At 66.8% G+C, this 12,337-nt stretch carries 7 protein-coding genes and 2 rRNA genes; 3 read left to right on the top strand and 6 right to left on the bottom strand.

What is annotated here, in order from left to right:
• Positions 1-417 precede the first annotated feature (417 nt).
• The 4 genes from F4561_RS20370 to F4561_RS20355 all read right to left on the bottom strand — a co-directional run bounded on the left by F4561_RS20370 (position 418) and on the right by F4561_RS20355 (position 7,407).
• Positions 418-3,440: ribosomal RNA gene (locus tag F4561_RS20370) — 23S ribosomal RNA — on the bottom strand.
• 207 nt (positions 3,441-3,647) lie between these two features.
• Positions 3,648-5,199, bottom strand: a 16S ribosomal RNA gene (locus F4561_RS20365).
• Together the 16S and 23S rRNA genes form the textbook arrangement of a ribosomal RNA operon.
• A 556-nt stretch (positions 5,200-5,755) precedes the next feature.
• The gene (locus F4561_RS20360) at positions 5,756-6,328 is read right to left on the bottom strand and encodes an LURP-one-related family protein (RefSeq protein WP_184580966.1); all 573 of its coding nucleotides are present in this window, start codon (positions 6,326-6,328) and stop codon (positions 5,756-5,758) included.
• Positions 6,329-6,639: 311 nt separating this feature from the next.
• Positions 6,640-7,407 (bottom strand): maleylpyruvate isomerase family mycothiol-dependent enzyme, encoded by a 768-nt coding sequence (locus F4561_RS20355; protein WP_184580965.1) that lies wholly within the window; start codon positions 7,405-7,407, stop codon positions 6,640-6,642.
• Between the two features lie 224 nt (positions 7,408-7,631).
• Between F4561_RS20355 and F4561_RS20350 the strand changes: the two genes are divergently transcribed.
• Positions 7,632-8,126 (top strand): nucleoside deaminase, encoded by a 495-nt coding sequence (locus F4561_RS20350; RefSeq protein WP_184580964.1) that lies wholly within the window; start codon positions 7,632-7,634, stop codon positions 8,124-8,126.
• Entirely contained in the window at positions 8,123-9,394 is a 1,272-nt protein-coding gene (gene codB, locus F4561_RS20345; protein WP_184580963.1) for a cytosine permease, read from the top strand. Before F4561_RS20350 ends, codB begins: the two co-directional genes overlap by 4 nt.
• A 65-nt stretch (positions 9,395-9,459) precedes the next feature.
• Here the strand turns inward: codB and F4561_RS33360 are convergent, their stop codons facing one another.
• Positions 9,460-9,999, bottom strand: coding sequence for a TetR/AcrR family transcriptional regulator (locus F4561_RS33360; protein ID WP_184580962.1), 540 nt, complete (start codon positions 9,997-9,999; stop codon positions 9,460-9,462).
• Positions 10,000-10,145: 146 nt separating this feature from the next.
• Between F4561_RS33360 and F4561_RS20335 the strand changes: the two genes are divergently transcribed.
• The gene (locus F4561_RS20335) at positions 10,146-11,372 is read left to right on the top strand and encodes an MFS transporter (protein ID WP_246437245.1); all 1,227 of its coding nucleotides are present in this window, start codon (positions 10,146-10,148) and stop codon (positions 11,370-11,372) included.
• Positions 11,373-11,376: 4 nt separating this feature from the next.
• On the opposite strand, the gene F4561_RS20330 is transcribed toward F4561_RS20335, so the two are convergent.
• Positions 11,377-12,144, bottom strand: a complete 768-nt coding sequence (locus tag F4561_RS20330; protein WP_184580961.1) for a hypothetical protein — start codon at positions 12,142-12,144, stop codon at positions 11,377-11,379.
• Positions 12,145-12,337: the final 193 nt, after the last annotated feature.

Here is a 12,337-nt window from a genome sequence, read left to right as displayed (position 1 = left end):
GCAGTACCTCCCGGGGGTGGGTTACCCGCCTCGGACCGGTTCCCTCGGTCCAGAATCGTCCACTGGTCGGATCTGCAGAGCTTTCCGAATGGAACGGTGACATGGTCCCAGTTGAATGGTCAATGGTGCGGTCCCAGCGCGTTACCGGGGTTGCGGATGCGCACAGTGGGGCGCGTGCGGCGGGTGGGGGGCCGGTAAACGCTCCGCGCACGCGGGGGAGAGGTGTCCGGCTGCTCTGGTGCCCCGCAACCCGCCCCGACGTGGGCCTGTTGCCGCGTTCCGCGCGGGTCGGTGGGACACAGCAGAGCGCCCGCCGCGTTGCGCGGCGGGCGCTCTGCTGTGCCCAGCGCGACGGCGGTCCCGAGACGGGCCGCCGAGCTTGAGAACTCCACGGTGAACGCCGCGCGGAAAGTGGTAGTGGGCAAGCCCTCGGCCGATTAGTACCGGTCGGCTGCACCCCTCGCGGGGCTTCCACCTCCGGCCTATCAACCCAGTGTTCTTACTGGGGGCCTTACCGGGTTGTCCCCGTGGGAGACCTCATCTAGGAGCGGGCTTCCCGCTTAGATGCATTCAGCGGTTATCCCAGCCGGACGTAGCTAACCAGCCGTGCCCTTGGCAGGACAACTGGCACACCAGAGGTCCGTCCGTCCCGGTCCTCTCGTACTAGGGATAGACCTCCGCAAGTCTCCTACGCGCGCGGTGGATAGGGACCGAACTGTCTCACGACGTTCTAAACCCAGCTCGCGTGCCGCTTTAATGGGCGAACAGCCCAACCCTTGGGACCAACTACAGCCCCAGGATGCGACGAGCCGACATCGAGGTGCCAAACCATCCCGTCGATACGGACTCTTGGGGAAGATTAGCCTGTTATCCCCGGGGTACCTTTTAGCCGTTGAGCGACATCCCTTCCGCACGGGGATGCCGGATCACTAGTCCCTGCTTTCACACCTGCTCGACTGGTACGTCTCGCAGTCAAGCTCCCTTGTGCACTTACACTCGGCACCTGATCTCCAACCAGGTTGAGGGAGCCTTTGGGCGCCTCCGTTACTCTTTAGGAGGCAACCGCCCCAGTTAAACTGCCCACCAGGCACTGTCCCCGACCCGGATTACGGGTCTGGGTTAGACGCCCGGCACGACCAGAGTGGTATTTCACCAATGGCTCCACCGGGACTGGCGTCCCGATTTCGCAGCCTCCCACTTATCCTACACAGGCCGTACCAGACACCAATACCAAGCTGCAGTGAAGGTCCCGGGGTCTTTCCGTCCTACCGCGCGTAGCGAGCATCTTTACTCACAGTGCAATTTCGCCGGGCCCATGGTTGAGACAGCGCCCAAGTCGTTACGCCATTCGTGCAGGTCGGAACTTACCCGACAAGGAATTTCGCTACCTTAGGATGGTTATAGTTACCACCGCCGTTTACCGGCGCTTAGATTCCCAGCTTCACCCCCTAAGGGGCTAACCGGTCCTCGTAACGTTCCGGCACCGGGCAGGCGTCAGTCCGTATACCGCGTCTTTCGACTTCGCACGGACCTGTGTTTTTAGTAAACAGTCGCTCGGGCCTGGTCCTGCGGCCGGACAGAGCTCACACCGCAAGGGTGATCACCCCACCCGGCACCCCTTCTCCCGAAGTTACGGGGTCTGTTTGCCGAATTCCTTAACCATGGTTTACCCGATCGCCTTAGTATACTCAACCCGACCACCTGTGTCGGTTTAGGGTACGGGCCGCCACGGTGCTCGCCAGAGGCTTTTCTCGGCAGCAGGGACACCCACTTCGCCTAAAACGGCTCGGCATCAGGTCTCGGGCTTGATGATGCGCGGATTTTCCTGCGCACCGCCCTACACCCTTACCCCGGGTCAACCACCGCCCGGGCTGGGCTGACCTGCTGCGTCACCCCGTCACTTCATCCCTTTCGGGAAACGCACCGCAACGGGTACGGGAATATCAACCCGTTATCCATCGACTACGCCTGTCGGCCTCGCCTTAGGTCCCGACTTACCCAGGGAGGATTAGCCTGCCCCTGGAACCCTTGGTCATTCGGCGGAGGGGTTTCTCACCCCTCTTTCGCTACTCATGCCTGCATTCTCACTCGCATGGCGTCCACGGCTGGGTCACCCCGCCGCTTCACTCGCCACGCGACGCTCCCCTACCCGCCCGCGCTGTACGCGGGCGCCACGGCTTCGGCAGTACGCTTTAAGCCCCGCTGAATTATAGGCGCAGAGCAACTCGACCAGTGAGCTATTACGCACTCTTTGAAGGATGGCTGCTTCTAAGCCAACCTCCTGGTTGTCTGGGCCGCTCCACATCCTTACCCACTCAGCGTACGTTTAGGGGCCTTGGCCGGTGGTCTGGGCTGTTTCCCTCTCGACCATGGAGCTTATCCCCCACAGTCTCACTGCCGCGCTTCAGCGTTCCGGTATTCGGAGTTTAGTCGGCGTCGGTAAGCTGTTAGGCCCCCTGGGCCGTCCAGTGCTCTACCCCCGGACGCCACTGCGCGACGCTGCGCGTAAACGCATTTCGGGGAGAACCAGCTATCACGAAGTTTGATTGGCCTTTCACCCCTACCCACAGGTCATCCCCCAGGTTTTCAACCCTGGTGGGTTCGAGCCTCCACGCGGTCTTACCCGCGCTTCGCTCTGCCCATGGGTAGATCACTTCGTTTCGGGTCTGCGACATGCGACTAGGGCGCCCTTACTCGACTCGCTTTCGCTGCGGCTACCCCTCGCGGGTTAACCTTGCCACACACCGCAACTCGCAGGCTCATTCTTCAAAAGGCACGCGGTCACGCCATCCGGGCCCGAAGGTCCGGACGCCGCTTCCACGGCTTGTAGGCACACGGTTTCAGGCTCTCTTTCATCCCCCTCACCGGGGTGCTTTTCACCTTTCCCTCACGGTACTGGTTCGCTATCGGTCGCCAGGGAGTGTTCAGGCTTGGGAGGCGGTCCTCCCGGATTCACACGGGATTTCCCGGGCCCCGTGCTACTTGGGATCCCGCCCGGGAGCCGTGGGGTCTTCGCCTACGGGGGTGTTACCCGCTATGCCGGGCCGTTCCAGGCCCTTCGGCTGACCTCCACGGTTTGTCACTCCCCGCCGGAGCGGCAGCTCCGGCCGGGCGGTCCCGCGACCCCGGCCACGCAACGCCTGCCGGCTTCTCCACGCGGCCGGTTTGGCCTGGTCCCCGTTTCGCTCACCACTACTCAGGGGATCGCGGTTGCTTTCTCTTCCTGCGGGTACTGAGATGTTTCACTTTCCCGCGTTTCCTCCCGCTGCCCTATGTGTTCGGGCAGGGGTGACGGACCGTGACGTCCGCCGGGTTTCCCCATTCGGAAATCCCCGGATCTCTGCCTGGTTGCCGGCTCCCCGAGGCTTATCGCAGGCTCCCACGTCCTTCTTCGGCTCCTGGCGCCAAGGCATCCACCGTATGCCTTCAGTAGCTTGCCCTACTGAGAACGCGCGGCGTCCACTGTGCAGTTCTCAAGCTGCGACTTCCGGCTTCGGAAGCGGGGAGTCGGCCACGCGGGTGCGCGGCGCTCCCTCAGAGCCCAACAGCGTGCCTGTGGATCGACGTGGCACTTCGCCGGCCACGGTTCCGCGGCCAGTTGGTGCGGGCACCGCAATGCCGGTGCCCGGTCGGGTGTTCTCCTTAAGAAAGGAGGTGATCCAGCCGCACCTTCCGGTACTGCTACCTTGTTACGACTTCGTACCAGTCGCCAGCCCTGCCTTCGCCGGCACCCTCCCTTGCGGGTTGGGCCACCGGCTTCGGGCATTGCCGACTCCCCGTACGTGACGGGCGGTGTGTACAAGGCCCGGGAACGTATTCACCGCGGCGCTGCTGATCCGCGATTACTAGCGACTCCGTCTTCATAGGGTCGGGTTGCAGACCCCAATCCGAACTGAGACCGGCTTTTGGGATTCGCTCACCCTTGCGGGGTCGCAGCCCATTGTACCGGCCATTGTAGCACGTGTGCTGCCCGGGACATAAGGGGCATGATGACTTGACGTCGTCCCCGCCTTCCTCCGAGTTGTCCCCGGCGGTCTCCCATGAGTCCCCACCTAAAAGTGCTGGTAACACGGGACAGGGGTTGCGCTCGTTGTGGGACTTAACCCAACATCTCACGACACGAGCTGACGACAGCCATGCACCACCTGTGCCGGACGCCCGAAGGCACCCCCCATCTCTGAGGGATTTCCCGGCATGTCAAGCCCCGGTAAGGTTTTTCGCGTTGCATCGAATTAAGCCACATACTCCGCCGCTTGTGCGGGCCCCCGTCAATTCCTTTGAGTTTTAGCCTTGCGGCCGTACTCCCCAGGCGGGGCGCTTAACGCGTTAGCTACGGCACGGAACTCGTTGAAGAGCCCCACACCTAGCGCCCAGCGTTTACAGCGTGGACTACCAGGGTATCTAATCCTGTTCGCTCCCCACGCTTTCGCTCCTCAGCGTCAGGAACGGCCCAGCGAGCCGCCTTCGCCACCGGTGTTCCTCCCGATATCTGCGCATTTCACCGCTACACCGGGAATTCCGCTCGCCCCTTCCGCCCTCTAGCCCGCCCGTATCGATCGCAATTCCTGAGTTGAGCTCAGGGCTTTCACGACCGACGCGACGGGCCGCCTACGAGCCCTTTACGCCCAGTAAATCCGGACAACGCTCGGACCCTACGTATTACCGCGGCTGCTGGCACGTAGTCAGCCGGTCCTTATTCCCCGCGTACCGTCAGCCCCACGAGCACGTGGAGCCTTCGTCGACGGGAAAAGAGGTTTACGACCCGAAGGCCGTCATCCCCCACGCGGCGTCGCTGCGTCAGGCTTTCGCCCATTGCGCAAGACTCCCCACTGCTGCCTCCCGTAGGAGTCTGGGCCGTGTCTCAGTCCCAGTCTGGCCGGTCACCCTCTCAGGCCGGCTACCCGTCATCGCCTCGGTGAGCCGTTACCTCACCGTCAGACTGATAGGCCGCGAGCCCGTCCACGGCCGGAAGCCGCCCTCGCGGACGGCAACCTTTCCACCACGCGACGATGCCGTGCGCGGTCGCATCCGGTATTAGCCCCAGTTTCCCGAGGTTATCCCGGAGCCGAGGGTAGGTTGCTCACGTGTTACTCAGCCGTTCGCCACTCACCACCCCACAAGTGAGGTGGCGCGTTCGACTTGCATGTGTTAGGCACGCCGCCAGCGTTCGTCCTGAGCCAGGATCAAACTCTCCGTGTAGGAATCCTGGTGGCCTGGCCCGGGAAACGAGCCAGGCGAGTTGACAGGGCCGCGGCCGTTACAGGCCGGCTGGTGCCACAAGTCGTCGATCTTGGCACGCTGTTGAGTTCTCAAGGAGCGGGTACCACACCACGCTGTGCGCGGCGGAACTCAGTTGCCGTATTACGTTCCCGCGGGCTCCCCACCGGAGACTGCTCGACAGTGGGTCCGCCTCCGCGGTACTTCCATTATATCCAACCGACTTGGCTATGGAAACCTGTTCCCCGCAGGTCCCACCGCTGGGCGGTGGCCGTTCCCCCCGTGGAACTGCTCCCATTCTAGGGAGACGGGGCCCGGGCTTGTAAAGCGCCGTTTCAGGCTCCGCTTCGGGTGCGGGCGCCCGCGTCTTCCCGCGAGCGGCCCCCGCTCACCGCGTTCCCCGCAGGGCGGGCCGCCGCGGTCGGCGCCAACCGCGGGAGCTTCGGGCGCGTGTGCGCTGACCGGGCCTGGTCCGGCGGGCGAACCCCACCGAACCAGGCCGCGGTCCCGGCTGGCGCGGAGCCGGGCCGGTTCGCGGTCAGCGCCCCTGGAGGGCGTCCGCGGCGACGGCCATGGCGATGACCAGGCGCCGGTCGATGTAGGGGTTGGCGATCTCCACGGAGTAGCGGTCGCGCAGTCCCCACTGCTTGTCAATGGCGAAGACGGGGTCGCCGTTCGCGGTGAAGTCGAAGTGGTACGGAATGATCTTCGCGAGGTCGGAAAGGCGGCGCAGGACCCCGAGGATCTGGTTGCGCTCCTGGCCGACGACGGGCGGGAACTGTGGCTGCTCGACGTGCCAGGTGCTGCGCAGGATCGACTGCTTGAAGTCCTTGCGGAACAGGCCGATCGGCTGCCCCTGGGCGTCGAACACGTCGTAGGTGGCCCCCAGGTCAACCACCTGGCGCGCCTTGAAGCTCAGCACCGGATACTGCTTGCTGTCGTCGGTGTAGAGCGTGACCTGCTCTTTGAAGGCCATCCGCTTCTGCTGGGCGAAGGCGAGCAAGTCGCCCTCGCTGCCATCGGGCAGAGCGGCGCGCACCTCGTACTGGTTGACCATCATCCGGATGCGTTGCCGGATTGCCAGGTTGGTAAGCGACTGCAGCTGCTGCATTCTACGACTTTCGTTGGAGGGGACAGTAGGGAACGGGCCCTCACGCGCGGCCGGGGCTTACACGCGCCCCGTGCGGCCCGCGGCGGTCAGACACGCTCGCCGCGGGGAGCGAGCTCTTGAGCGGCCCGTGGGGGGAGTTGAGAACGGTGGAGCGTACGCCGGTCCGGGGGCTCGGGAGGCGCGGCATGTAGCTCTGACCGGTTCAGCGTAGCGGGTGGCGGCCGGTTCTGTTCGGGTCGTCTCACGATGTGGTTAGCCGGCCGATCGGCCCGAGCGCGATCCGGTCGGGCGGCCGTGCGAACCGCGGTTCTTCAGCCCCAGTTGATCGGGGTCTGGGAGCGCCACTGTTCGAGAATGGCCGTGGGCCCTTCGACCACGGCATCGTCCGCGCGGTTCCACAGGGTGAGGTAAAGCTGTACCGCGGTGCCGCTGAAGGTCGAGTCGGGGGCGCCGGATTCGCCGACCGTGGTGACCACGGGGTCCTGGCTGACGCGCACCGACCAGGTATGCCCGGTGTCGTCGCTGCGCACCAGGATGGTGTAGGGCTCGGCTGACCGGAGCCTGGACTTGCCGCGCGGGATGAACCCGCACAGCAGCTCGTCGATCCCGTCGGCCGCGAGGTCCGGCGCGATCTTCGCGTCGGAGTGGGTCGGCCACCGGCCCAGCGCGGCGGAGAGCGCGTCCACACTGTGCATGGTGGTCTCGTGCGCCTGCCGGCGGGCCCAGAACCGCCGCGGCGGGGGCGCGTCCCGCAGGAACACCGCCGCTTCCGCGTCGTCCGGTGTCGCGTGCAGTGTCTCGACCAGCGTGTCGAGACCGGCGGAGAACCAGGAGACCGGGTCGGGGGCCGCCATTCCCTCGGCATGCGAAGCGGTGGTGTCGTGGTCGGAGTCCCCTCGGAGGTGGGCCGTGGCCCACCGGTGCACCGTTCCCTGGTGCACGACGAGGTCGGTCACGGTCCAGTCCGGGCAGGTCGGGACGGTTGCCCGGAGCCCGGCGTCGTTGGCCGCGTCACGTAGTGCGGCGCCGCTCTTGGTGAGCGTCGCAACGTAGTCTTCGAGAGCAAGATGCGCTGGCATGCGGTCATCGTAGAGGGCGCCGTCCCGCTCCGTGCCCCCGCGGGGCGGCACCGGTCGTCGAGAGGGCTGCCGGGCGGTGGCCAGGCTCATGGCGCACCTGGGGTGATCATCTCGCGCGGCACCGGCGATAATTCCCGGAGCCCGCGCTCAGGGGCGGTTCCGCCGGCGCCGCAGGTCGCCGGTGCCCCTTCACCGCGGCAGAGCTGAAGGGACTCTCGACATCCATGCCTGACTCCGCATCCCCCTCGGGCGGCACCGAAGCCCGCTACGTCTCCTGGCTGCGGGTGGCGCTGGCGGAAGCGAAGGCCGGCCAGGCCACCGGTGGTATTCCCATTGGGGCCGCGCTGGTCGCCGCCGACGGCACGATCCTCGGCCGCGGCCACAACCGCCGCGTGCAGGACGGCGACCCCTCCGCACACGGGGAGACCGCCGCGTTCCGCAACGCTGGCCGCCAACGTGGCTATGCCGGCACCACCATGGTCACCACCCTGTCGCCCTGCTGGTACTGCTGCGGCCTCGTGCGCCAGTTCGGTATCCCGCGCGTGGTGATCGGGGAGGCCCGCACGTTCCACGGCGGCCACGACTGGCTCGCCGAGAACGGGGTGGAGATCGTACTGCTCGACGACCCGGAGTGCGTGCGGCTGATGGAGCACTTCATCGCCGCCAACCCCGGACTCTGGTTCGAGGACATCGGCGCCGACGAACAGGACCAGCGGTGAGCGCCGTGCGGCCGGCGCAGTCCGACCCGGCCGTTGACCCGGACTACCCCCTCGACCCTGTTCCGCCGCACGCGCGCAAGTCGCTGCTCTCGCTGAGCGTGGTGCTGCTCGGCTTCACGCTTTTCACCCCGACGATGGTGGCTGGCGCCCAGGTTGGCGCGGCGTTCGAGTTCGCCCCGCTGCTGGGTGTGCTGCTGTTGGGCGCGGCGATCCTGGGACTGTACGTGGGCGTCCTCGGCTGGATCGGCGCCCGCACCAACCTCACCACCGTCCTGATGGCGCGCTACGCCTTCGGGCAGCGCGGCGCCAAACTCGCCTCCGTGCTGCTGGGTGGTACCCAGATCGGCTGGTACGGCGTGAGCGTGGCCACCTTGGCGCTGCTCACGGCGCAAGCCGCGGGGTGGGAGAGCGACCTGGCCGTGCGGCTGACGATGGTGGCCGGCGGAATCGCCATGGGGGCCACTGCCTACTACGGCTACCGCGGAATGTATGTGCTCTCGGTCGTGTCCGTGCCGCTGCTGGTGCTCCTTGCGGCGGGGGTGGCGTGGGGGGCGCTGGGCGAGGCCGGCGGCCTCGCCGGGCTCACCGCGATCACTCCCGAGGAGACAATGCCGCTGACCGCCGCGGTCACCGTGATCGTCGGCACCTTCGCCTCCGGCGGTACCCAGGCGCCCAACTGGACGCGGTTCGCCCGCACGCCTGGTGCGGGGTTCTGGGCCTGCGTCTCGGCGTTCTTCGTCGGACAGCTACTCATGCTGTTCTGCGGCGCGATCGGAGCTTTCGCCTTCGGTGAGGGCGACTTTGTTCTGGTGCTGTTCCAGATGGGCCTGGTCGGTTGGGGAGTGGTGTTCCTGGTGGCCAACCTGTGGACCACCAACGACAACACCGCCTACAACTTCGGGGTGGCCGGCGCCGAGCTCTTCAACAGCCGGTCCAAGAAGCCCTGGGTGATCGCCGGCGTGGTCATCGGCACGGCGCTCGCGGTCACCGGGATCTACGACCACCTGCTCGACTACCTGACCTGGCTGGGGATCCTGGTTCCGCCACTGGGCGGGGTGATCATCGGCGCGTTCCTCGGAAGCTGGCGGTCCGGGCTGCCCGAGTACGCCGCACTCCCGGCCGTGCGGTGGGACAACCTGTCTGTCTACGCCGCGGCCTGCGCCGCGGCCGCGGCGGCCAACCAGTGGGGCTGGTTCATCCCGCCCATCGTCGGCATCGTGGTCTCCACAGCCGGGGCGCTCGTACTCGCGGTGCGCCGCCGCGCGTAGGACGGCGGTGGCCGGGTGATCTCTCCCGGCCACCGCTCGGTGTTGTTCGCGGGCCGGGTGGCGGCTCAGCGGAGCAGGCTCGCGGCGATGGCCCTGGCGCGCCGTGCGGGCTCGGCGGTGCGCTCGCGCAGGGCGGTCACGATCGCTCCGTCCAGCAACAGTACGAACTGCTCGGCGAGTGCGGCGGGGTCGGTGTAGCCGGCCGAGACGAGGAGCCCTTCGACGTAGCCGGTGACCGAGCGTTTGTGCTCGGCGGCCACCTGGTGCGCGGGGCTGGTGGTGTCGGCGACTTCGACCATGGTGTTGATGGACGCGCAGCCGCGAAAGTCGGGGGATTCGAACCGCTCGGCCAGCGCGTCGAACACCGCCAGCGGAGCGCCGCCCCGCTCTGCCACGGCCTGCTCCAGCCAGTGCCGCCACTGTTCGTCGTAGCCGCGCAGCATCGTCACTACGAGGTCGTCCTTGCTGTTGAAGTGCCGATAGAACGAGGCGCGCCCCACACCGGAGGTGGCCAGAAGCCGTTCGACCCCGACCGCGCGGATGCCCTCGGTGTAGAAGAGGTTCTCCGCGGCCTCGACGAGACGTTCCCGGGCGCGAGTTGGCATGTCCTCAGGATATCCGGGATTGCGCGAAAACGGAACTGATCGGTACCGTACTAACTCGGTACCGATTGGTTCCGTTTTCGCGCGGTGGTGCCGGCCCGACCGGAACCACCCCTTCACTGGCCGTTGAGCCGGGAGATCAGGAAGCCATGGCAACAGAAGACATGTCACGCGCCGCCGAGGCACGGAAACCGTCGGGGCCCAGTGGGCGCCGGGGCGTCCTGGCCCTGGCGTTCGGCGTTTTCGCGGTTGGAACCGGGGAGTTCGTACTGGCCGGGCTGCTCCCCCTGCTCAGCCAGTCACTGGGCGTATCGGTGGCCGTGGCGGGCCAGGTGGTCACCGCGTTCGCGTTGACCTGTGCGACAGCGGCGCCCGTACTGACGACGCTGACAGCGGGCTGGCCGCGGCGCCATGTGCTGCTGGTCGCGGTGCTCACCTATCTGGCGGGCAGCGCCGGCACGGCGCTCGCCCCCTCCTACCCGTTGGTCCTCGTCGCGCAGATCATCGCGGCCGCGGGGGTCGGAGTGTTCGTGCCCACCGCCTCCATCACAGCCGCGGCACTGGTGCCACCGCACCGGAGCGGTCGCGCGATCGCGACCGTTGTCACCGGGTTCACCGCGGCGGTGACACTCGGCGCTCCGCTGGGTACCGCGCTCGGCGGCGTCCTGGGCTGGCGAGCGACCATGTGGTTCGCCTCCGCGCTCGCCATCCTGGGAATGCTCGGGGTGCTGGCCCTGGTGCCCGGTAGGGTGCCGGTCCCGGCGCCCCAAGGACTACGGCAACGGCTACTCCCTCTCGCCGATGTCCGGGTTGTGGCGATACTGGGCACCACGCTCGTCGGCTTCACCGCCGTCTACATCCCCTACACCTACATCGGAGCCGTGTTCGCGCCCGCGACCTCTGGTGACGAGCTCCGCCTGGCCACCCTCATGTTCGTCCTCGGAGCGGTCGGAACGGTCGGAAACCTCGCCGCGGGAGCGCTGGCGGACCGGTTCGGAGGTCCCCGCGTGGTGGCGGGCGCGTTGGTGTGGCTGATCGCCAGCCTGCTCGTGCTCCCACTGGCCACCGCGAGCTACGGCGCGGCCATCGCGATGGTCCTGTGCTACGGCATCGCGGCCTTCGCCATCACCACCCCGCAGCAACACCGGCTGCTCTCAATGGAGACGGGCTCGGCAGCGGTACTCGTCTCGCTCAACCAGGCGGTCCTGTACCTGGCCATCGCGATGTCGGGCGTCGTCGGAGGGCTGGGGATCAGCTGGGCCGGCGCGACGAACCTCGGCCTCCTCGCAGCCGTACTCGCCGCGCTCGCCCTTGGGCTCTCGGAGACAGCTCGCCGACTGCAAGGTCAGCGGGCAGCGGGAAGACGCGGCACGTGAGGTCTCACACCGAGTCCTTGGTACTCGTCTCGTCGATCCGCGCCTCAAGCGCCTCGGCGAGGCGGGTTACGGTGATCGTGCCGAGCATGCTGCTGCCCCTGCGTTCGTCGCTGGCTTCGAGGTAGGAGATTCTGACGTAGATGTTCCGGGTGCGGAACTCGGCTCTGGCGAACGTCGAAACCGCCTCTGCCTCGCCGGTGTCCAACGAGGGCGTGTCCGGCTCCTCCTGTGCCTCGTACACCGCCGCGAAACCGCCCTCGCCCGCGTCGATGTCCTCGATCTCCGTGGCTACGTAGCGAGGAGGGTCGTCGAGTTCCGCGAGCCGGTCCTGTTCGTCGAGCGCCGCGGAGCCTTCGGCCCTCCCACGGTTCTCGGTGATCCGTTCCTGCAGTTCCTCGTACCGGTCGCTACGCGTATCAGGCGAATGGAAGTAGATGTCGGCCGTGAACTGCCCGAGTTCGGCGTCGACGCAGTACCTGTTCTGCTCGGAGCCCAGCCCAGGGCCCGGGGGATCGTTCTCCTCGACGGAGACCCCGGGCTCTTCGAGGTGGACCTCGGTCAGGAGCTCCTCGGTGAACAGTTCCCCGCAGTCGGCGATGTCCGCGTACGCGCTGGGCGGTCTCATGAGCACAACAGCCACAACGATGGCGACGAGGCCGATAGCGCCGCCGCCGACCTGCAGGCGGCGGCGAACGGACCACCGTGCGGGCTCCGCCGGGTCCGGAGCGGTGGACTCGGAAGCGGACCCGGGATCGGGAGCATGCTCGGACATATCGCACGGACTCTCTTCGGCTGGGGGAACGAGGAAAGAGTACCGCAAGGAGCCTTTCGCGGCCTTTTCGAGGTTCCTCCCGACCGATCAGGAATCGAGAAGCGCCCAGGGCCGGGCGGTATCTAGTGTGCTCTCCAGGGACAGCAAGTTGACCGACTGGAGGTAGCCAGTGATGAAAAACCAGCAGGTAGAC

It is taken from the genome of Lipingzhangella halophila (genome assembly GCF_014203805.1).
Lineage (GTDB): Bacteria > Actinomycetota > Actinomycetes > Streptosporangiales > Streptosporangiaceae > Lipingzhangella > Lipingzhangella halophila.
This window is presented reverse-complemented; position numbering and strand designations above follow the sequence as displayed.

What these genes read in the sequence shown, in the direction of transcription:
- F4561_RS20360 (WP_184580966.1), bottom strand. Translation starts at nt 6,328, where the DNA reads ATGCAGCAGCTGCAGTCGCTTACCAACCTGGCAATCCGGCAACGCATC.
- F4561_RS20355 (WP_184580965.1), bottom strand. Translation starts at nt 7,407, where the DNA reads ATGCCAGCGCATCTTGCTCTCGAAGACTACGTTGCGACGCTCACCAAG.
- F4561_RS20350 (WP_184580964.1), top strand. Translation starts at nt 7,632, where the DNA reads ATGCCTGACTCCGCATCCCCCTCGGGCGGCACCGAAGCCCGCTACGTC.
- F4561_RS33360 (WP_184580962.1), bottom strand. Translation starts at nt 9,999, where the DNA reads ATGCCAACTCGCGCCCGGGAACGTCTCGTCGAGGCCGCGGAGAACCTC.
- F4561_RS20335 (WP_246437245.1), top strand. Translation starts at nt 10,146, where the DNA reads ATGGCAACAGAAGACATGTCACGCGCCGCCGAGGCACGGAAACCGTCG.
- F4561_RS20330 (WP_184580961.1), bottom strand. Translation starts at nt 12,144, where the DNA reads ATGTCCGAGCATGCTCCCGATCCCGGGTCCGCTTCCGAGTCCACCGCT.